The organism is Gluconobacter sp. ESL1110 (genome assembly GCF_058107395.1).
In genome coordinates this window covers 1-21,467 of the sequence record NZ_JBYLUK010000004.1, presented here as the reverse complement: position 1 = coordinate 21,467, position 21,467 = coordinate 1, and the positions used below count along the sequence as shown (strand labels likewise).

General features: G+C 57.2%; 18 protein-coding genes. 8 read left to right on the top strand and 10 right to left on the bottom strand.

Annotated features, from left to right (window positions below; translation table 11 throughout):
- Positions 1-27: 27 nt before the first annotated feature.
- Entirely contained in the window at positions 28-846 is an 819-nt protein-coding gene (locus tag AC3B6F_RS01375; RefSeq protein WP_489823146.1) for a DUF1217 domain-containing protein, read from the bottom strand.
- A gap of 121 nt (positions 847-967) precedes the next feature.
- Between AC3B6F_RS01375 and AC3B6F_RS01370 the strand changes: the two genes are divergently transcribed.
- Positions 968-1,840, top strand: a complete 873-nt coding sequence (locus AC3B6F_RS01370; RefSeq protein WP_489823145.1) for a DUF2125 domain-containing protein — start codon at positions 968-970, stop codon at positions 1,838-1,840.
- 19 nt (positions 1,841-1,859) lie between these two features.
- On the opposite strand, the gene mfd is transcribed toward AC3B6F_RS01370, so the two are convergent.
- Positions 1,860-5,360 (bottom strand): transcription-repair coupling factor, encoded by a 3,501-nt coding sequence (gene mfd, locus AC3B6F_RS01365; protein WP_489823144.1) that lies wholly within the window; start codon positions 5,358-5,360, stop codon positions 1,860-1,862.
- Between the two features lie 70 nt (positions 5,361-5,430).
- Here mfd and recG point away from each other — a divergent pair, with 70 nt between their 5' ends.
- Positions 5,431-7,533 (top strand): ATP-dependent DNA helicase RecG, encoded by a 2,103-nt coding sequence (gene recG / locus AC3B6F_RS01360; RefSeq protein WP_489823143.1) that lies wholly within the window; start codon positions 5,431-5,433, stop codon positions 7,531-7,533.
- Positions 7,534-7,630: 97 nt separating this feature from the next.
- Complete coding sequence (locus AC3B6F_RS01355; RefSeq protein ID WP_023942661.1) at positions 7,631-9,304, top strand: putative bifunctional diguanylate cyclase/phosphodiesterase; 1,674 nt, start codon at positions 7,631-7,633, stop codon at positions 9,302-9,304.
- A gap of 43 nt (positions 9,305-9,347) precedes the next feature.
- Here AC3B6F_RS01355 and AC3B6F_RS01350 read toward each other — a convergent pair whose 3' ends face one another.
- Positions 9,348-10,352 (bottom strand): lipid A deacylase LpxR family protein, encoded by a 1,005-nt coding sequence (locus AC3B6F_RS01350; protein ID WP_023942663.1) that lies wholly within the window; start codon positions 10,350-10,352, stop codon positions 9,348-9,350.
- 276 nt (positions 10,353-10,628) lie between these two features.
- Here AC3B6F_RS01350 and AC3B6F_RS01345 point away from each other — a divergent pair, with 276 nt between their 5' ends.
- On the top strand, positions 10,629-11,333 hold the full coding sequence (locus AC3B6F_RS01345) for a cold-shock protein (RefSeq protein ID WP_023942665.1): 705 nt from the start codon (positions 10,629-10,631) through the stop codon (positions 11,331-11,333).
- Positions 11,334-11,479: 146 nt separating this feature from the next.
- Here the strand turns inward: AC3B6F_RS01345 and smpB are convergent, their stop codons facing one another.
- The 4 genes from smpB to AC3B6F_RS01325 are packed head-to-tail and all read right to left on the bottom strand — an operon-like array spanning position 11,480 to position 14,492.
- On the bottom strand, positions 11,480-11,974 hold the full coding sequence (gene smpB / locus AC3B6F_RS01340) for an SsrA-binding protein SmpB (RefSeq protein WP_010501467.1): 495 nt from the start codon (positions 11,972-11,974) through the stop codon (positions 11,480-11,482).
- Between the two features lie 9 nt (positions 11,975-11,983).
- A complete protein-coding gene (gene dapA, locus AC3B6F_RS01335; protein WP_489823205.1) occupies positions 11,984-12,907 on the bottom strand; it encodes a 4-hydroxy-tetrahydrodipicolinate synthase in 924 nt (307 codons plus the stop codon).
- A 23-nt stretch (positions 12,908-12,930) separates the two neighbouring features.
- A complete protein-coding gene (locus AC3B6F_RS01330; RefSeq protein ID WP_023942669.1) occupies positions 12,931-13,767 on the bottom strand; it encodes a prephenate dehydratase in 837 nt (278 codons plus the stop codon).
- Complete coding sequence (locus AC3B6F_RS01325; RefSeq protein ID WP_023942671.1) at positions 13,767-14,492, bottom strand: 3-deoxy-manno-octulosonate cytidylyltransferase; 726 nt, start codon at positions 14,490-14,492, stop codon at positions 13,767-13,769. The genes AC3B6F_RS01330 and AC3B6F_RS01325 overlap by 1 nt, the downstream gene beginning before the upstream one ends.
- Before the next feature lie 74 nt (positions 14,493-14,566).
- Here AC3B6F_RS01325 and AC3B6F_RS01320 point away from each other — a divergent pair, with 74 nt between their 5' ends.
- The 3 genes from AC3B6F_RS01320 to AC3B6F_RS01310 all read left to right on the top strand — a co-directional run bounded on the left by AC3B6F_RS01320 (position 14,567) and on the right by AC3B6F_RS01310 (position 18,255).
- Positions 14,567-15,361 (top strand): inositol monophosphatase family protein, encoded by a 795-nt coding sequence (locus tag AC3B6F_RS01320; protein WP_426066214.1) that lies wholly within the window; start codon positions 14,567-14,569, stop codon positions 15,359-15,361.
- A gap of 92 nt (positions 15,362-15,453) precedes the next feature.
- A complete protein-coding gene (serA, locus tag AC3B6F_RS01315; RefSeq protein WP_426066215.1) occupies positions 15,454-16,701 on the top strand; it encodes a phosphoglycerate dehydrogenase in 1,248 nt (415 codons plus the stop codon).
- A gap of 36 nt (positions 16,702-16,737) precedes the next feature.
- Complete coding sequence (locus AC3B6F_RS01310; RefSeq protein ID WP_489823139.1) at positions 16,738-18,255, top strand: YifB family Mg chelatase-like AAA ATPase; 1,518 nt, start codon at positions 16,738-16,740, stop codon at positions 18,253-18,255.
- Here AC3B6F_RS01310 and AC3B6F_RS01305 read toward each other — a convergent pair.
- Genes AC3B6F_RS01305 through AC3B6F_RS01295 form a run of 3 tightly spaced genes read right to left on the bottom strand, consistent with a single transcriptional unit; the run spans position 18,235 to position 20,551 of the window.
- Positions 18,235-18,444: a hypothetical protein gene (locus AC3B6F_RS01305; protein WP_415514554.1), complete on the bottom strand. Its 210-nt coding sequence runs from the start codon at positions 18,442-18,444 to the stop codon at positions 18,235-18,237. The genes AC3B6F_RS01310 and AC3B6F_RS01305 overlap by 21 nt on opposite strands.
- Positions 18,444-19,661 carry a cystathionine beta-lyase gene (gene metC / locus AC3B6F_RS01300; protein ID WP_489823137.1) on the bottom strand — a complete coding sequence of 406 codons (1,218 nt, stop codon included), beginning with the start codon at positions 19,659-19,661 and terminating at the stop codon, positions 18,444-18,446. Before metC ends, AC3B6F_RS01305 begins: the two co-directional genes overlap by 1 nt.
- On the bottom strand, positions 19,658-20,551 hold the full coding sequence (locus AC3B6F_RS01295; protein ID WP_489823136.1) for a sulfurtransferase: 894 nt from the start codon (positions 20,549-20,551) through the stop codon (positions 19,658-19,660). The genes metC and AC3B6F_RS01295 overlap by 4 nt, the downstream gene beginning before the upstream one ends.
- Here AC3B6F_RS01295 and AC3B6F_RS01290 point away from each other — a divergent pair.
- Positions 20,513-21,451, top strand: a complete 939-nt coding sequence (locus tag AC3B6F_RS01290; RefSeq protein ID WP_489823135.1) for an AI-2E family transporter — start codon at positions 20,513-20,515, stop codon at positions 21,449-21,451. The genes AC3B6F_RS01295 and AC3B6F_RS01290 overlap by 39 nt on opposite strands.
- Positions 21,452-21,467 lie beyond the last annotated feature (16 nt).

Sequence of the window (21,467 nt, the reverse complement as noted above, 5' to 3'; positions counted from 1 at the left end):
CTCCCGCCGCGATGTCACGCAGCAGGCTCAGAAAAGCGCTGAATAAAGGTTTGATGACGTTGAAGAGCTGCCGCCCGTGAACAGGGACAGAACACCATCAGAAGACCCACTGCTACCGTAGAGTGTCAACATACTGGAGGGAGTAGTCGTCTTGTCCGGGTTAATCTGCAGAAGCGCCAGATACTGCTCTGCAAAGCGCTGAACACCTTTTGGCGTGCTAAGCCGCGTTAGATCCAGCTTGTCGCCCAGCAACCGCACCTGCTGATCATAATCGAGCGCACCGAATTGGGTAGAATCAAACCCAGCGACTTTCTCTGCAACCTTCAGCAGCTTTGAATCCGACATGATATTTGTAAGCTTCGTGTCAGACGTGACGGTCCGGGTGAAATAGAGTGCATCGCCCAGACCCGGCGTTTCTTCCTGAACGCTGCTTTCGTATCCGTTCGTCAGGTACTTCTGCGTAATGGTGGATACTGTATCGGCTGACGCCAGAGGCGACGTAGACCAGTCCGAAAACGCTGTGGCAAATGCCTTCCAGGACGCATTGCCACTTCTTTGGGCCAGAGAGGTAGAGGACGTGGGATCCTGCGTCATAAGCTGCTTCAGAACAGCCGTCTGATCAATGTTGGACGACATGTTGTAGGCGCCAAGAACAACTTTCAGTGCCTTGTAGTTCTTCAGAAGCTGATCCGGTGTTGTGATTGAAGAGGCTTCGCTCTTGAAGGCGGTCAAAGCCTGTTGGGAGTCGGTGCTTGTCTTCTCCCATTTGGTGACGGCCGTCTGCTCATCTTTGACGATGGAGAGGTACTGCGGCACCGCTGGCATGGCGGAAATGGACGAAGACATGCACACTCACCCGCAAGAAAGGATATTGGGGAACCATTGTCTCTCCATAATCCTAAGAGACTCTTAACGATCTTAAAGCAACACGCTGTCCAAGAGATCGGACACCACCAGCACCGAGGGCATGATGTCTTTCCGCACCCTTCTTCTGACGGCCATCGCGACGGCTCTTCCAGCCTTCGCATCCTCCGCTTTCGCAGACACACTGCCCAATATCCCCGCCTCGTGCTTCACGTATTCGCTCAGCGGCCACCAGGCTGCATCACATGCGTTCTCCGCCTCAGGAATGCACGCAACCCTGACGGGCACCGGCATCGGACTGGATATCGGCCCTATCAGTCTGAAAGACCCGAAAGGTGCCGTTGAAGAATCGAAACTCGAACAGTTCAACGCGACTGCGGCCTATGCAGCCCTCAGCGCCTTCCGCGGCGGCCTGAGCCCGGCGTGTCAGGGGCAGGATGCGACCATTACGGTTCATAATATCCACGAGGGCACACCGGAAGCGTCCTGGAGTAACGTGAAGCTGTCTCGCCCCGGCCATACGATGACGATTCAGCACGCGACCATCAATGCCGTTGAGACCAATCCTGATCTCCGCATGAAGGTCAATGGAACTGGCATCCACGATTCGAAACAACCCCTTATCCCGTCCGCACTCTCGGCTGATCTAACCATCCACGGACTTTCCGGCGCGTCACAGCAGATCACCATCAACGCCCTGCACGCTATCTCCGGCACCAGCACGGTCGATGGAACCGGAACCATCCAGATCGGATCTTCCGCAGCGACATCAACTGCCGACACTCATGTCAGCATCACCAACATCGCTGACCTGATCGAGAAAATTCACCAGACGGCACCCACCAAGGTCGTGACTGCCCTGACGATCGCCCGCCTGATGGGCCGCCAGAATGGCAACACCACCAGTTGGGACATTGCCCTTCAAGGTGGCGTTGTGACGGTCAATCGTATCCCGCTTCCAATCGCCGTTCCTTAAAAAGAACCGGAAGACGCGCTCAGTCCGCGTCTTCCACCTTCCGCACCAGTTTACACAGAACGGTCGTCACCTTCTTTGCAAAACCAATCCGGGTGGCGTTCGTCATTTCCCGGATCACGGCCAGCTTGTGGTCCGGGCGAATCTTTACACCCGAGTCCTTCTTTCGTGTCGCCCAGTCGATCAGCCCGGCGGGGTTGCGGAACCGGTTCTTGCGGAACTGAAGCACCATGCCCTTCGGCCCGGCTTCCAGACGCTCCACGCCTGCTTCACGGCACAGACGCTTGATAAGCACCACGTCCAGAAGATTGCCAACTTCCTGAGGCAATGACCCAAAACGATCCACCAGTTCAGCACGCATCGCCTCGACTTCCGCCTCCCCGTTCAGGGATGCGATGCGGCGATAAAGCCCCAGTCGAACAGGCAGGTCAGCAACATAAGTTTCCGGGATCAGAACCGGCAGACCCAGAATGATATTGGGCGTCCAGTTCTCATCCTCTTCCGCTTTGCGACCCCGTTCACGGCGCAGATCCAGAACCGCGTCTTCCAGCATCTGCTGGTACAGCTCGATACCAACCTCCTTGATGTGACCGGACTGCTCATCACCCAGCAGATTGCCAGCACCACGCAGATCCAGATCATGAGACGCCAGCGTAAACCCTGCTCCCAGAGAATCCAGCGTCTGCATGATTTCCAGACGCTTCTCGGAAGCCGCCGAAAGCGGGTTCGTCTGCGGCCAGGTCAGGTAGGCATAACCACGCTGCTTGCCACGCCCCACGCGCCCACGAAGCTGGTAAAGCTGCCCTAGCCCGAACATATCCGCCCGATGGATGATAATCGTGTTCACGCTGGGCATATCCAACCCGCTTTCCACGATATTAGTGGAGAGAAGGATATCGTACTTCCCATCCGCAAACTCGGTCATGACCCGTTCGAGTTCCGTAGGCGTTAGACGGCCATGGGCCTGCACGACCTTGGCGTCCGGTACGATCTCGGCCAAACGGTCCGCCATCCGATCCAGATCCGCCAGACGCGGCAGGACGCAGAAGACCTGCCCGCCCCGGAAGCGCTCGCGCTGAATGGCCTCACGGATCATCACGCTATCAAACGGCGTAATGAACGTGCGGACAGCCAGACGGTCCGTCGGGGGCGTGGCGATCAGGCTCATTTCACGCACGCCAGACAGGGATAGCTGAAGCGTGCGCGGCAATGGCGTGGCGGACAGCGTCAGGACGTGCACATCTTCACGCAGAGCCTTGAGCTTTTCCTTATGAGCCACACCGAAATGCTGTTCTTCATCGATAATTAGAAGGCCAAGGCGATTGAAGGACACAGTCTTGGCAAGCAACGCATGCGTTCCAATGACAATATCAAGACGGCCATCAGCCATCTCTTCGCGAACTTTCGTCGCCTCCTTTGGGGTCACCATGCGCGACAACTGGGCAATACGGACGGGCAGCCCTTCGAAGCGGGCGACGAACCCCCGATAATGCTGACGCGCCAGCAACGTCGTCGGGACGACAACAGCCACCTGCATGCCAGACAAAGCGGCCACGAAGGCTGCCCGCAGTGCCACTTCCGTCTTTCCGAACCCGACGTCGCCACAAATCAGACGATCCATCGGACGTCCGGAACTCATATCTTCCAGAACATCCGCAATGGCGCGGGACTGATCTTCAGTCTCCACAAATGCAAAGCGCGCACAAAATTCGTCCCACAGACCTTCAGCAGGTGCCAGCGTCGGTGCTTCACGCATCGCACGGGCGGCAGCGGTTCGAATCAGTTCACCCGCCATGACGCGGATGCGCGACTTCATCTTGGCCTTGCGGGCCTGCCACGCCGTACCGCCCAATTTATCAAGCTGAACACTGGCCTGCTCAGAGCCGAATCGGCTTAGAAGTTCAATATTCTCAACCGGAAGAAGAAGCCGCTGCTCTCCATCATAGAAAATGGAGAGGTAATCATGCGCCACCAGACCTTCGCGGATGGTCTGCAAGCCCACATAGCGCCCGATGCCATAGTCCTGATGGACAACCAGATCGCCTTCCGCAATCTCTCCAACCTGGGAAATAAACTGCTCGCCACGCTTCTTGCGACGGGGCGGACGGGAGATACGCTCACCCAGCAGATCCTGCTCAGAAACGAAACACAGCCGGTCTGAGACAAACCCGCGCTCCACTCCAAGCACCAGCAGTCCAACCGTTCCGCGTGATATCCCCGCAGCGGACGGCCAGTCATCGTGGCTTTCCGTGGTCAGGCCATGTTCCTGAAGCAGATGGGCAATTCGCTCCCGCGAACCGCGACTCCAAGCTGTGACGTAAGTGCGGCGACCAGACTTTGCCCAGCCTTCCACCTGTTTGCCGAACGCCTCGAACACGCCATCGCGCGACCCGTCCTTGGCGCGTGCGAAGATTGGCCCAGGACGATTGCCCGCATCAATGCCTTCCCCGAGGTCTGGCTTGGCGAAAGCATTCAGCAGCACAGAAGGTGTGCGGGAAAGCATCGCGTCCCAGCCGTGCCGATCCAGATACAAGCGATGTGGCGGAAGCGCGCGATAGGGCATTTCCCCTTCCCGCACCGGCACGCGGCGGGCCTCATAATGGTCCGCAATCATGTCCAACCGGGCTTTCAGAATATCCGGTGCGTGGCTGTCAAAGCTGACGGCTGCCTCCGGAAGATAATCCAAAAGCGTTTCCATCTGATGGCCATCGCCATCGTGGAAAAGCGGCAGATAGTGTTCCAGCCCCGGATAGCGGCGCCCGTCCGAGACATTCTCGTAAATCGTGTCCGATGCGGCAGCCGGGCCGAACGTGTCACGCCAGCCCGTCCGGAAGCGGCTGATGCTATCCGGGCCCAGCGAGAATTCAGAAACGGGACGCAATTCGAACCGGGCCAGCTTCTCAGTTGAACGCTGCGTCCCGACGTCAAAGGCGCGGATGTTCTCGACTTCATCGCCAAACAGATCGAGGCGGATCGGGTCCGGCGCGCCAGACGGGAACAGGTCGAAAATCCCGCCACGCGTTGCGAATTCGCCAGCTTCCATGACGGTATCCGTCCGGGTGTAGCCATTGGCGACCAGAACTTCGATTAGCATGGACTGGTCCAGCATTTCGCCGGTGGCCACGCTGATGGACTGCCCTTTGAAGGCGGAACGCGGCGGCACCCGCTGCAAAAGGCTGTGAACTGTCGTCAGAACAATCCGGCGCGCCTTGGTCGGCTCCAGAAGACGACAGAGTGTTCCAACGCGCTCGGCCACAATGACGGAGTTCGGAGAGACGCGGTCATAAGGCAGGCAGTCCCACGCAGGCAGACGCAGGACTTCGACTTCGGGCATCAGATAGGCCAGCATGTCCGCAAGGGAGGCTACTGCAGCATCATCCCGAGCAACATGTAAAAGCGGCCCGTCATGTTCAGACAGTCTCTGGCGCAGCAGGAGGGCTACGCTTCCATCAGGTACACCCCAGACGGTTGGACCAAAGGATGCAAGTGGGATTTCACGGGTCATGGTTTCGTTTTGTTCCATCCTGCTCTTGCCCTATACCTGCCGTTTCATAGCCTGACACATCAAGAGGAGCCGGGGAGCGCCCGTTGCAATGCAGTCCGAACAGCCGTCTCCAGATCTTCTTGCCCCGCTCTTTGCACCCCTGACGTCCCTGCCCGGTATCGGGCCGCGACACGCCAGTCTGCTGGAAAAGATCGCAGGCGGACGGCGCGTCCTGGACCTGCTGTTCACTCTTCCCGAGCGGATCGTTGATCGTCGTATTCTGCGCACAGTTGCCGCCGGACACAATCTCGCGCCCGGAGAAATCCTGACAACACGTGTCCGTGTCGTTTCGATGCGCAAAGCTGCACGCCCCGGACAGCCCTCCGTCATCCGCACGGAAGACGATACGGGACGGCTGGATCTGGTCTTCTTCCAGCAGAAGAATATGCCAGCTCCGACTGTCGGTGCGGAACTTCTTGTGTCCGGCAAAACCAGCCGGTTTCAGGGCGAACTGACCATGCCGCAGCCGGATCACGTTACAAGCTGGAGTAAGCGGGATAGTTTTCCTCGACTTGAGCCCGTCTGGCCCCTGACGGCTGGCCTGTTTCCCTACACGGTGCGCAAGGCCATGAAGGCTGCTCTTGCCCTCCTGCCCGATTTTACCGAATGGCAAGACCCGGCTCTTGTTCACAAACGACGTTGGCTGTCCTTTTCACAGGCCCTCAGGCTCATACAGGCGCCGGAAAACAGTCCTGCTGAGGTGGAATGGGCACCTCTGCGTGAGAGAGCGTTGACCCGGCTTGCAGCCGACGAACTTCTAGCTGACCAGCTCTGTTTTGGCCTCGCACGCCTCAAAGCCCGTAGCCGGTCGGGCCGAAGCATGCCGGGAGATGGCACACTCCGCGCCGAACTCAGCCGTCGCTTTGGTTACCCCCCCACGGAGGCACAATCACGTGCCATCGCGGAAATCCTGAAAGACATGGCGTCGCCCACGCCCATGATGCGCCTTCTTCAAGGCGATGTGGGAGCGGGTAAGACATTCGTCGCCATGAATGCCATGCTTCAGGCCGTGGAATCAGGCGCTCAGGCTGCGCTTATGGCTCCAACGGAAATTCTGGCACGACAGCATTTCGAGACGCTTTCCCGCCTTTGTCCGACCGAATGCGTGTATCTGAGCGGGACCATCAAGGGTGCAGCACGCCGGGAAACGCTGGGCGCAATCGCCGATGGAACGGCCAAAATCGTTATCGGGACACACGCTCTTTTTCAGGACGGCGTCATTTTCGCGGATCTCGGGCTGGCAGTCATCGACGAGCAGCATCGGTTTGGCGTTGAACAGCGGATGAACCTCAGCGCCAAGGGCGAGGCCACAGACATTCTGGTCATGACGGCTACGCCTATTCCCCGAACACTCCAGTTGATGGAATGGGGCGAAATGAGCGTCAGTCGTCTGGATTCAAAACCAGCAGGACGTCAGCCAATCCGCACAACGCTGCACAGTATGGAAGCAATGCCGGAAATTCTCACTGCCATCTCCCGTGCGATTGCAGATAATGTACAGGTTTTCTGGGTCTGCCCGTTGATTGAGAACAGCGAAACCCAATCCGCCGCTGCCGCCGAAGAGCGCTGGGCCATGTTGAGCGAACGCTTTCCCGGTATCGTCGGGCTAGCGCATGGCAAACAGGATATCGCAATCCGCCAGGCCGCTCTTGAAGCTTTCCGCCTGGGAAAAACCCGTATTTTGGTTGCAACCACTGTAATCGAAGTGGGTGTGGACATCCCGAATGCCTCCGTCATGGTGATCGAACAGGCCGAACGATTTGGGTTGGCTCAGCTTCACCAGTTGCGCGGGCGCGTCGGAAGGGGGGCCAAAAAATCGTTCTGCCTGTTGCTCCATGATGGAATGGCCACGCCAACTGCCGTCAAACGCCTGACCCTTTTACGCGACACAAACGATGGATTTATGATTGCTGACGAAGATTACCGGATTCGCGGCGGTGGAGATCTCGCAGGAAATCGCCAGTCCGGCCTGCCTGGCTTTCGCCTGGCTCAAGGTCTGCGCCTGTCCCTTCTGGTGACGGCCATGCAACAGGATTCCGAACGGGAACTGGACCGGAACCCCCACCTTGAAGGAAAGCGGGGAGTAGCGCTTCGTACACTCCTAATGCTTTTTAATCGCCATGAACCAGACCGACTTTTGATCTCGGGTTAGAAGATCGTTAAAGATAAGTGTGTAATTCGAACATCTGAAGAAGGAACTTTTTCTACTTCAGATGGTTACAACGACTTAAGAATACTGGGCACTAAGTATGACGTTAACTGGCACAGATCGGCATGCAGCCTCTCTCCCGACAGGAAACATACCTGCCAGTTATCAACCCATTCTCAGAGTTGCCCTTGCCATTACTGGGGCTTCAGCAGCAGCCGTCTATAGTATTTCTACTGCAGCGTCGTCTGTCGAGATTTCGCATATAGGTCCATCTTTTGCAGATCATATCCGGAACCTCCCGATTTCCGACCTGCTTCAGTCTTCTTCAGTCGTAAAATTCAAAACCGAAAGTGGTCACAGCCTCCGTGGTATAGTCATTGGCAAATCTGCGCCTCAGCAGCAGGCATCCGCCACAGTCCTTCTGGCCTTCGCGCACGATGAGACCAAATTCCACGCGTCCAACGATACTGCCCTTGAAGACATGGCTGAACTGATAAGAGGTCCTGTAGAGAACTCGCCCTTCGCCATGCCTAATCGGCTCCAAACTCTGGAAGCCATCCAGTCCCATATTGATCGCACAAAAAATCTTACAAAGCGCGCAAACTTCGGGCTGATCTGGTTCAATCTCGATCACCTCTCATTCATTAATGAACGGTACGGCTGGGATATCGCGGATCAGATGCTGGAGGAGATTATCCGGCGTGTTGATATTCTTCTGCCTCCAAGAAGCTTTTTTGGCAGCATGGGAGGAGGTAATTTTGTCGTTCTGACACCACCGGGGCACACGGTCGTCACGACGAGATCCCTAATGACGTCAATCCTGCATACATCCGACACCCCAATCTATCTTGCTGAAATGTCACTTCCTTTTTCTCTTTCCGTCGGCTGGAGCATGTTTCCGGACAATGGAAAGTCCGTTGACGATCTGCTAACCGGCGCCAAAGCCGCATTGGTTGAAGCGCAGAGAGCAGGTGGCGGACATGAAAGACGCGCATCAACAGAAAAGACCGAACTCCATCTCCTGTCTTCCAGCCTTGAGCAGGATCTCGCACAAGCTGCTGAAAAGAATGCCCTCTTTCTGAAGTGGATGCCAATCGTCGATACGGCTTCCCAAAAAGTAGTCGCCCATGAAGCCCTGCTCCGGTGGAACAGGCCGAGACATGGTGAAGTTTCGCCAGAGCTTTTCATTCGATGCGCTGAAGAAGCCGGCATGGTTGAAGCCCTGGATACCTGGAGCCTTCGGCACGCGTGCAAGGCGGCATCCCAATGGGAAAAGCCCTATCGGGTCTGCGTCAATATTTCTCCTGTCTGGCTTGCAAGCGAAAGGCTCTCGAAACTCGTTGCAGAAATCCTGCAGGAAACGGGCCTCGCTCCCAGCCGCCTTCAGATAGAAATGTCAGAATCTCGCTTTTTTGGTCCGGAAGACATTACATTCCGTGAGCTGGCCCGCGTTCGGGCGTTAGGCGTACGCCTTGCTCTGGATGATTTTGGTTCAGGACACTCTTCTCTGGAACGTCTGCGTTTTTATCCGCTGGATCAGGTCAAGCTGGATAGAGGTTTCATAAAAGGTCTGGGCGAAAACGATCGTGCCAACGAAGTTATGTCTGCCGTTCTGGCCTTGGCGCGCGCCCTGAACATCACGACCTGCGCAAAGGGCGTAGAAACCGAGTACCAGATGGCGTTCCTGGACGCCTACGGTTGCGAGGAGGTCCAGGGATACCTGTTAGGATCACCCGTTCTGGACCAAACCCAGCCCCTTTCCCGATCCGCATAAAAAAACCTTGGAGAACCGGGGTTTCAAAACAATTCAACCCAGATCAGAACTTTACAGACAGCTTCAATGATCCGTAGTTGAACAATCCAGCCTTCTGGGTCTTAAATTGGGCAGTCTGCCAGTTCTGGCTGTAAGACAGTCGCACACCGTGCCACATCACAGCCACACCGGCGTGAATTTCACCTACATCCCAGACCTTATCGACATGAGGGGCATTTGCACGGACTGTGCTGCCCTGAAGACTGGAGTCATACCCTACGGCCTGTCCTTCGACACCACCGTAGAAATACCATGCCAGCGGGCGAGTAGCACGGAAAGCATCTGTTCCATCCGTTCCCGGGCCAATTGTCGAGTTTCCAAAATCGCTGTTCAAACCCTGACCAATACGGAAGGTCGCGGCTGCATCAGCATAAGTACGATAGTCACCGGCTGCGCCAGAAACCGCAGGCAGAACGTCCATCCCAACGCCATAGATGTTCACGATTGGCAGACGCCAGATACGTCCTGCCTGAATCTGCATGATTGGCTGATTGGCCAACTGATGGCTCCAGCCTTTGTTAGGCGTATCACTGATCAAATTGTGGAAGCCGTTCTGAACCTGGCGCCCCAGACCTGCAGGTCCCATGACACCAAACTGGATTCCCATGACCGTACGGGACAGATCCGTATCATTAATAAGATTAATGGTTCCCAGCAGAAGACCTGCATACGGACGATCACCCTGCGGCGGTTGGGCCATCTGGGTTTCACGAGGCGTCATGATCAGCTGCTGCAATCCGATACTGATCCGCTGCTGCCCATTGCCCATCAGGAAGTGGTTCAGATTCGCAAACGGAAGCGGCAGATTGTCCGTACCCGACGTCCAGTTGATACGCAGACCCGATGTGTAATACTGGTCCGACGTTCCCTTAAGCGTTGAAACTGCATCGTTTTCCCCCTGGATCGTCCAGGTCCCGTAGGGGTCCTGAAGGGGGGTCGCCATGGCGGACGAAGAGGCCAGTGCAAGCAGGGCTGTTGCCCCGAGGGAAAGAGTCAGTCGGGTCTGCATAGGCACCTCTGTTCTCACGAACGATCAGGATCTGGGGCATTTATAATGCGTTGTATGTCATCTCCGGGCTATGAAGCAAAGCCTTCCAGCGCTCGTGACAATCTTAAAATCCACGCGAGTTGGGCGCTTCTCTCACTTTCGTTGTGGCAGCCGAGCAAAAAACCATGCTAGTGATTCTCTCAGAGGAACGCGCTGGCGCTGAACTCACCTTTTTTGAAATACGTCACGGCAGGGAATTGACCCCCTCTGTGGCGCCCCAGTCTCGGGATTAGACCGTTGAGAAACAACAGAACCGACCGCAGCTTTAACTCACCTCGCCGCGGCGGGTTTGACGGGGACTATTCGTCCCAGCCGTCCTATGGTGACCGTGGTGGCTTCGGTGGCGGTGGCGGCGGCTTTGGCGCCCCTCGTCGCGGTGGCGGTGCAGGCAGCAGCTTCGTCACAGCATCCGGCCCAGAAATCAGCTCCCGCGTTAAGTGGTTCAACACGGAGAAGGGCTTCGGCTTCGTGGAACTGGCTGACGGCTCTGGCGACGTATTCCTGCACGCCAACGCTCTTGGCAACGCTGGCGTAAGCAGCGTCAATCCGGGCGCAACCGTTGTTGTTCGCATCGGTCAGGGTCCGAAGGGTCGCCAGGTTGCGGAAGTTCTTTCCGTTGACGAAAGCACGGCTGAAGCACCGCGTCCGCGCGCTCAGTTCGGAGCTCCGCAGCAGCCACGCTTTGGTGGTCCGTCCGCTCGTCCGGGCCGTCCGGCTCCTGACCTGTCCGACGCACAGGACATCCGCGGCACCGTGAAGTGGTACAACTCCACGAAGGGCTTCGGCTTCATTACGCCTGATTCCGGCGGCAAGGACATCTTCGTTCACGCTTCCGCTCTTGAGCGTTCCCAGCTTGCGACCCTCGATGAAGGCCAGACGATCAACGTCAAGGTTGTTCAGGGTCAGAAGGGTCCGGAAGCTGCTGTCATCAGCGCTGACTGATCTCGCTTCAGCGCTTTGCTGAACGAATAGAAAAACCGCTGTGGACCTAGTCCACAGCGGTTTTTTTGTTTCTGTCTGATATGCTGTTTAGCGAGACAGAGAAGTAATTTGGCTAGCGTTTCAAAAAAACTGGCGCTGCCGAAAATTTAATAATCCCTGCCCTTGCTGCGGATCAGGCGCGCCTTGTCACGCTGCCAGTCGCGCTCTGCAATCGCGTGACGCTTGTCCTCTTTCTTGCGACCCTGCCCTAATCCGATCGTTACTTTCGCGACGCCACGATCGTTAAAATGAATATCCAGAGGCACGAGAGAAGCGCCCGCACGCGTTACAGCTGATAGATAATGAGCAATCTGCTTCTTGTGCATCAGAAGTTTACGAGGCGCACGAGGCTCAAAGCGAGACAGAACACCGCCCTGATATTCAGGAATATAGGCATTGAAGAGCCAGATTTCTCCATCACGCTCTGCCGCGTAGGCTTCTGTGATGGTCGAACGCCCCAGCCGGAGGCTTTTTACCTCTGGACCTTTCAGAACGATACCCGCTTCCGTAGTTTCAAGAATCGTATAATCGAACCGGCCTTTACGGTTCTGAGCGACGATCCCATGAGAGATCATGCCGCTCTTCTCTTTTTTTCCGGCCATCTAGAAATATCAGTCCAATAAATCGAGAGAACGCAAGGCCGCATCAATCGCCTTACGCGTTGCATCCTGAGGCTCAACCAGCGGCAGACGCAGAGTGGCAGTACAGAGACCCAGTCGGGACATAGCGTATTTGACCGGCCCAGGGTTGCTTTCCATGAACATCGCGTCATGCAACGGAGACAGCTGATCCTGAAGAGCGATCGCGTCCTGCACGCGCCCCTCATTCCAGGCCGCATGCATCTGTGCGCACAGATCCGGCACGACATTGGACGTCACGCCGATGCAGCCATCACCACCAGCAGCAAGGAACGAAACAACCGTATTGTCATCACCGGAAAGCTGATTCAGCGGCTTCTTCACATGACGCCGCACAGCAATCGGGCGCGCCATATTGGCGGTGGCATCTTTCACACCCACGATATTCGGATGCTGACCCAGACGCCCCAACGTTTCAGGGGTAATATCCACAACTGAACGGCCTGGAATGCAATATAGATACATCGGCAGCGGCGTCGCGTCCGCTATCGTCATGAAATGACGATAGAGACCTTCCTGTGTCGGCTTATTATAATACGGCACAACGACCAGCAGGCTGTCTGCACCGACAGAATGAGCATGCTTCGCCATCTGAACAGCTTCAGATGTGCTGTTTGAACCTGCCCCTGCCATGACAGGTACACGCCCATTCGATGTCTCGACACAGTGCGCAATAATCCTGCCATGCTCTTCATGAGACAGGGTCGGACTTTCTCCGGTAGTGCCAGCCGGAACGAGACCACTGGTACCGGCTTTGATCTGGCGCTCGATAAGCTTTGTCGCCACACCGAAATCGATACGTCCATCCGTATCCATCGGAGTAACCAGAGCCGTCAGCGACCCCCGATACATGCCCGTCTCCACCATCGTCTCGCCTCTGCTCATCATGCGTTCCATCCTGCTCATCCGATCCGTCAACGTCATATGCCGGAACGGGCAAGACTGCGTGGGTATGCACCCAAAATCTTCAAGTTATCACTGACCTGCTCCAGTTCTTTCAAAGCGGCTGCAAGCGCAGGCTGCTCCGGATGCCCTTCGACATCCATCAGGAACTGCGTCGCCGTGAAAGAACCGTTCAGCATGTAGCTCTCAATCCGGGTCATGTTTATACCATGCCGCGAAAATCCACCCAATGCCGCGTAAAGCGAACCAGCCGTGTTTCCAACTCGCATCAGGAGCGTGGTCAACGTATCGCTCCGGCTGACATCAGGAAAGTCCGGTGCAGGTGCTACACGGTAAAACCGCGTCGTATTATGGGCGGCATCTTCCACATTCCGCCGCAGAACCGTCAGGCCATTCAGTTCGCCAGCAAGAGAAGACGCGATGGCAGCATCCTCTTTACGCCCCCATTTTGCCACCAGTTCCGCAGCTCCGGCGGTGTCGAACTCCGGCACGGCTTCAAGGTTCAACTCACGAATGAGCTTGCGAACCTGCCCCAAGGCTACCGGATGGGTATGCAGACGCCTGATATCGGAGATTTCAGTGCCTGGCACCCCCAGAAGGCAATGCTCAACACGCTGAAAATGCTCCCCTACGATGTGCAGGCCCGCCTCCGGCAAAAGGGAATGAATATCCGGTACGCGCCCTGCAAGGGAATTTTCACAGGCCAGAAGTGCTTCATCCGCGCGGCCATCATGAACAGCCTCAATCGCAGCTGCAAAACTTGCGCATGGCAGAGTTGTCCAGCCCGGACGGGCCTGACGGCATGTGAGATCCGAATAGGCGCCAGGCCGCCCCTGAAAAGCAATGACCGGCATCAGACCAACTTCCTCACTCGTTCCAGATCTTCAGGCGTATCAACACCCTGAGGCGCGTGTTCAATACGTGCACATCCAATGGTCATCCCGGCTTCCAGCGCCCGAAGCTGCTCCAGGCTCTCCCGGCGTTCAAGTGCAGAAGGCTGTAGGGAAACAAAGCGCTCAAGTGCCTCCCGACGCCATGCGTAGACTCCAACATGATGCCAGTGCGGACCAGCGCCCCATGGGATCGGCAGGCGTGAAAAATAAAGCGCTCGCGCGACAGAACGCTCCCCGAAGTCACAGGCGATCTTTACCACCTGTTCGGCATTTCGCTCCCATTCGCTTTGGACAGGAGCTGCAAGCGTTCCGATGTCGAAGCTGTCTTGTTTCAGAGGCTCAAGAACTGCTGCCAGACTGGCAGGCTCAATAAGCGGCAAGTCGCCCTGAAGGTTGATAACCACATCATGTTCGCCAGCGGGATCAACCTGCTGAAGGGCAGCATGAACACGGTCCGAACCACTGGCCAGCGACGAGTCGGTCAAAACGCCTTGCACGCCTTCCAGCCCACTGATCGCATCAAGAATGTCCTGATCCCCGGCTGCGACCACCACTGTTCCGATTTTTGCTTCAAGAGCCCGTTTCGCAACACGGACAATCATGGGAAGACCGCCAATATCCGCAAGGGGCTTGCGCGGAAGACGGGTCGAGGCAAGTCTGGAAGGAATGATAATGATCGGGCGCATGGTCCTTCTGATGCCGCCCGCCTGATCGGGCGTCAATCTCACACACGGCTTTCTGACGGAAATTGAAGGAAAATATGATCGAAACAGTTCTGAACAAGGCGTTTGCCGTCGCCGAAGCCTGTGCCAATGCCACCCGCAGGACGGTCATCCCTCATTTCCGCACCTCCTTGCAGGCGGATGCGAAATCCGATGACAGCCCTGTCACCGTGGCCGATCGTACTGCCGAAAAAGTCATGCGCGCTATTCTGGAAGACGCTCTTCCGGACCATGCCATTCTTGGCGAAGAAAGCGGCATGAGCGGGCATGAAAGCGACTGGCTCTGGGTTCTGGACCCCATCGACGGAACACGCGCATTTCTGACGGGGCGCCCAACCTTCGGCACCCTGATTTCTCTTTTTCATCAAGGCCGTCCGGTGTTGGGTCTGATTGACCAGCCACTGACCGGGGAACGATGGATTGGTGCTGTGGGGCAGAAAACACGCTTCGTTTCGGACCGCTTGCCCGGCACGATCGGAACACGTCTTTGCCCAAGCTTGAAAGAATCCGAGTTATCCTGCACCTCGCCGGAAATCATGACGCCTGCCCATACACCCCGTTTTGCCAACCTTCAAAAACATGTTCGGCGAACCTCATGGGGAGGGGATTGCTACGCCTATGGACTGCTGGCACTCGGCCAGATTGACGTGATTGCAGAATGCACGATGAACCCTTGGGACTGGGGCGCTCTGGTGCCCGTTATCGAGGGCGCGGGCGGTAGCATCACCGACTGGCAGGGCCAGCCCCTCAGCCTTGATAGCGATGGAACGGTTCTGGCCTGCGGCAACCCTGCCCTGCTTCCAGAGATCGTGAGCCACCTTTCCCATTTGTGAACGATGCGTTAGGCATGACGCCCCGGTGATCATGGGCCGGGACAGGTTGGAATGAGAGCCGGAGCCTTCCGGTTCAGGACCGGGATGGAAATATGGACGCGCAATTCTCTCTCCCCAAAAACAAGATCCGCATTCTCCTGCTTGAAGGCATCCATGAGAGTGCTGTCGAGCATTTCAATGTGCAGGGTTATGCAGAGGTCACACGCCTGAAAGGCGCCCTTGAAGGCGATGCTCTCAAGGAAGCGCTTCAAGGCGTGCACATGGTGGGGATCCGCAGCCGGACGCAGCTCACACAGGAGGTCATCGAGTCCGCTGACCGCCTGATGGCAATTGGCTGCTTCTGTATCGGAACAAATCAGGTCGATCTGACGGCAGCACGGATGGCGGGTATTCCCGTCTTCAATGCCCCGTACAGCAACACACGTTCTGTCGCCGAGCTGGTGATGGGCGAAGTGGTCATGCTGATGCGCCGTATTCCGTCCCGTTCTGAACAGTGCCATCAGGGCGGCTGGGACAAATCCGCCATCAATGCATGGGAAGTTCGTGGCAAGACGCTGGGTATTGTCGGTTACGGCTCAATCGGCTCGCAGCTTTCCGTTCTGGCCGAAGCCTTCGGTATGCGCGTCCTGTACTACGATATCATGCCACGCCTTCCCCATGGCAATGCAGTTGCTGTTGCCACGCTGAAAGATCTTCTGGCTCAGTCGGATGTCGTGACGCTCCATGTTCCGCAAACACCGGACACGGATCTGCTGATTGGCGAAGCTGAAATCCGGGCAATGAAGCCCAACTCCATCCTGCTCAACAACGCGCGCGGTAATGTCGTGGACCTGGAGGCGCTGGCTGCTGCTCTCAAGGACGGCCACCTCATGGGCGCAGGTGTGGACGTTTTCCCGGTCGAGCCGAAGATTGCTGGCGAGCGTTTTGTTTCCCCGCTTCAGGGTCTGGAAAACGTGCTTCTCACCCCGCATATCGGCGGCTCCACCATGGAAGCGCAGGAGCGGATTGGCGTTGAAGTCGCTCGTAAGCTGGTGGACTATTCGGATGTTGGCTCCACCATTGGTGCCGTAAATTTTCCGAGCGTACAGCTTCCGGAGCGGCCACGTGGCACGCGTTTCATGCACGTTCATGCCAACCGTCCCGGCATCATGCGGCAGATCAACGAGCTATTCGCAGCCGAGAACTGCAATGTGACGGCACAGTATCTGCAAACGGATGGTGAAGTCGGATACGTCGTCGTTGAGGCCGAATCGACTGGCCCTGACATGGATCAGCAGCTTCTGGACGGTCTGCGCGCTATGGATGGTACGCTCCGTGCACGCCTGATTTACCAGCGTTAACCATCTAGTAATATGTTCTGGCTACGATCTCGTCCCATGACGACATCCGGCCAGAACACACCTCCCAAGACCACCCCCACTCTCGCCCGTATCCAGAGCTACGCCTTCTCAGGCATCGAAGCTGTTCCGGTCACGGTCGAAGTTCAGGTTTCTACCGGTTTGCCTGCGTTTCTGGTCGTCGGCATGGCGGATAAATCTGTTGGAGAAGCGCGCGAACGCGTTCGCGCCGCTCTGACAGCGATGGGCCTCGCGCTTCCACCCAAACGTATTCTGGTCAATCTGGTGCCCGCCGACCTCATCAAGGAAGGCGCACATTTTGACCTTCCCATTGCCCTGGGTCTGCTGGTGGCGATGGGACTTTTGCCGTTCGAAGCCGTGTCTGCTTATGCCGCCGTTGGTGAATTGTCTCTGGATGGGCGTGTTAATCCAATCAACGGTGTTCTGTCAGCCGCTCTGGGTGCCGCGACAGAGGGGCTAGGCCTGATCTGTCCTTCGCTTCAGGGTACGGAAGCACGTTGGGGCAATCCCGATCATGACATTCTGGCTCCAGAAACATTGCTTGCGCTTGTTTCCCATTTTCGAGGCGAACAGGTTCTGACGCCTGTTCCACCGGCGCAGGGCTACACGCCCGATTACGGGCCAGACCTTGCAGACGTCAAAGGTATGGCATTGGGTCGACGCGCTCTGGAGATTGCCGCCGCCGGTGGACATTCCGTTCTCATGAGTGGACCGCCCGGCGCAGGAAAATCCATGCTGGCATGTCGTTTGCCAAGTATTCTGCCGGACCTCACAACGGAAGAAATGCTGGAAACCAGCCGTATTCATAGTGTCTCCGGTCTTTTGAAAGAGGGACGCCTGACGGTTCGGCCGCCTTATCGTGCTCCGCATCACAGTGCGAGCCTCCCGGCCATGGTTGGTGGGGGTGCGAAAGCGAGACCCGGTGAAGTCAGTTTGGCGCATAACGGGGTGCTGTTTCTTGATGAACTACCCGAATTCTCCCGCTCCTGCCTGGAATCGCTGCGTCAGCCTATTGAGACGGGGTCCATCTCCATTGCGCGTGCGGCCCAGCACACGACTTATCCGGCCCGTTTCCAGTTTATTGCCGCGATGAATCCCTGCCGGTGCGGCTATCTGGGAGACCCGGAACGCAGTTGTCGCAAAGCGCCACGCTGCGGTGAGGATTACAGTGCCAAAATCTCAGGCCCCATGCTCGATCGCATGGATATCTGCGTACAGATTGACCCGCTTTTGCCTGTCGAAATCAGCCGGGCACCACGTGGTGAAGACAGTGCGACGGTTCGGGCCCGCGTTGAAAAAGCGCGGGCACGACAGATCGAACGGCAGGGTGCTTGCAATGCTCAGGTCTCACCAGACCTGTTCGTCATGGATAATGATGCTCGCTCCATGGCCGAACAGGCCGCCGAGAAAATGCGCCTCTCCAATCGGGGACTGACACGCCTGATGCGTGTTTCCCGAACCATTGCGGATCTGGAAGGCACGCAGCAGATTCAACGCCATCACGTTGCCGAAGCCTTAGGGTTTCGGCGGCGTTGATCCACTCTTCCGTCGACCCAGATCCCGAAAAGACGGGATCATGGCGACCATGATAAACAGCGTGATCCAGAAATTGATCTGATGGAACATCGCCGTTCCGTACAGCCAGAAACCGTACAGCAGGGTTGCAGTCATGACGGTATAACCCACCAGCATGACCCACCAGATAATCCATTCCTTGCTTGGCATTACTGATCCACCCCTGCCAGACCATCCAGTCCGCGCGCCAGATCTGCCTTGAGATCCTCCACGCTTTCCAGACCGATATGCAGGCGGAAGGTCGCCGCTTTTGGCCCACCCTCTCCCGTCACGCGGCGAACATGTCCGGTCGTGGGCAGCACAAGGCTTTCATAGCCTCCCCAGGAGGCCCCGATCCCGAACATGCTCAGATTATCGATCATGCGTTCCGCGCCCTCGACACTGATATTCGGCTGAAGCTCAACGCCAAACAGCCCGCACGCACCGGTAAAATCACGCTTCCAGATGTCGTGCCCCGGACAGTCTTCCAGAGCCGGATGCAGCACGCGCGCCACTTCCGGACGTGTTTTTAGCCATTGAGCAATTTCAAGTGCTGAACGGGACTGATGAGCGAGGCGCACACCCATGGTTCGCAGACCACGCAGGGTCAGCCAGCAGTCATCCGGGCTGGCACACTGGCCAAGCTGGATGGAGGCATCCCGCAAGGTCTTCCAATGCGCCTCATCATTGACCGTGATGGAGCCGATAATAACGTCCGAATGGCCCCCGGGATATTTCGTCAGGGCCTGAATCGACACATCGACCCCATGCTCGAACGGCTGGAAAACACCGATTCCCCATGTGTTATCGAGGAATAGCAACGCCCCTGCCTGATGGGCCACATCCGCCAGCATTGGCACGTCCTGCACTTCGAATGTGTGGCTGCCGGGGCTTTCAGCAAAAATGATGCGCGTTTCAGGCCGGGTCAGGGCTTCAATTTCTGCGCGTGTCGCCATCGGAGCATAGTACGTTGTGCTGACGCCCAGACGTTTGAGCATGGTGTCAGCAAAGCGGCGCGTTGGCCCATAGACCGAATCGGGCAGAAGCAGATGGTCGCCCTGCCCGAGAAACGCCAGCAACGGCGTCGTGCAGGCACTCAGACCGGAATTGACAACCTGTGTGTGCGTACCACCTTCAATCGCCGACAGAAGCACTTCAAGTTCATGCTGAATCGGTGTTCCCATTGCGCCATAAACCGCCTTGTGGGCATGGCTGCGGCCATCCATCCGGTTCATGGATTCAAGCGTGGGAAACAAGACCGTCGAACCGCGCGAGACAGGCAGGTTCACCAGCGTTCCGCTCTCGCTGGCCTCTGCACGCCCCCCCTGTACAAGAGTTGATGCCAAGCGGTTCCAGCCCGCGCTAACGCGTGTTTCGAGATCGCTCATGCCTGTTCTCCCGTCACAATCGGCGCATCCGGATCACTTCCCCATTCTGCCCACGACCCATCATAAAGTGCGCCATCCGGCAGCCCGGCGATTGCCAGTCCAGCCAGAAGTGTTGCGGCTGTCAGTCCTGACCCGCAGCTTGTAATCACCCGGCGCCCGGCAACCGGTGCGAACAGGGAGCGAAGCGTTTCCGGCGGCAGGAAGTAACCATGCTCGTCGATAAGCCGTGTCCAGTCCATGCTGAGAGCGCCCGCCATATGGCCGCCGCGCCCGCCCGGTCTCGGCTCAGGAACAGACGCCGTAAAACGCCCATGACTGCGAGCATCCAGAACAACCGTCTGAGAGGATGCTTCCAAAATGTCGCCGCTTCCTGCCAGCAGTCCATAACGTGGGCGGGCTCTGTATTGGGCAGGCTGAACACTCACAGCGTCCCCCTGCTCAACAGCCCCACCGGCTTCCCGCCACCCAGCCAGACCACCATCCAGAATCCTGACATTTCGGTGCCCGAACAGGCGCGCCAGCCACCAGCCTCGACAGGCTCCGACACATCCCTTTCCATCATAAAAGACGATCGGCGTGTCTTCGGTCAGACCAAGCTCACCCATCAGGCGCGTAAACCGGGCAGCACCCGGAACGGTATGCGGAAGGCGGCTCTCCGGATCGGCAAAGACATCAATGTCGAATCGACGTGCACCCGGAATATGGGCCTCACGGAACGCAGCGTCCGGATTCCCGTTCTGACCGGGCAGGAGAACGCTGGCATCCAGCGGAACGTAAGCCGTTGTCCCTGCAAGGAGGTCCTGTGCGGCAAGAAGCGGTGAATTCGTCATTCCTCTACCATAGGTCGAGGGATGCGCAGGACGCCAGAGCATGGCAGACTGTTCAGCCATGAATATGCAGGTCCCTGCCTTGAAGCCATTGCCCCCCCGGAAGTCTGCGCCATGACAACAGAGCGGATCATTCTGGGCTTCGTCCTTGTTGGCATAGCCTATGGATGCGGCGTCATCCTCTGGCCGTTCCTTTCGGCCATCCTCTGGGCGGCTATCCTCACTTTTTCCAGTTGGCCCATCTACCGATGGCTGAGACGCCATATCCGGCCGTCGCTTGCCGCATTGGGCATGATGTTTCTCAGTGCCGTGACCATTATCGTTCCTCTGTCGGTTCTCACATCTGCTGGAATCAGTGACATCCCGGAAACGATTGGCACTCTGGATACGCTCCTTCTCAGGGCAGGCTCGGCCGGACCACCTCCAGCCTGGATGGCTCATATCCCGCTGGCAGGGTCCCATCTGGTCGAATGGTGGCACCATCTGACCCATGATGTTGGCGCGGCCACGGAAATGCTGCGTCCCTATTTTGGCCAGATCGCTCACTACACGCTTGCCATCCTGATGAAGCTGGCCAGTGGTCTGGTGGAGCTTGTCATGGCTTTGTTCGTGGCATTTTTCCTCTGGCTGAACGGCGATTCGCTGGGTCTCACCATTACCACGCTGATCGCCCGGATCGCTGGGCCTCGTGCCACCCCGCGTCTCATCAATGTCATCGGTCGGACAATTCGGGGAACGGTATACGGGGTACTGGGTACGGCAATAATTCAGGGCGTTCTGACAGGGATTGGCCTCATGATTGCAGGCGTTCCTTCCCCGGTTCTTCTGGCGGGTATTGCAGCGTTTGTTGCGGTCTTTCCCATTGGCGCGCCTCTGATCTGGATACCCGCGGCCATCTGGCTTGGCATGACCCACCATGTGGGGCATGGGCTGTTTCTGGCGGCTTACGGCGTAAAGTCATAAGACATGGAAACCTCCT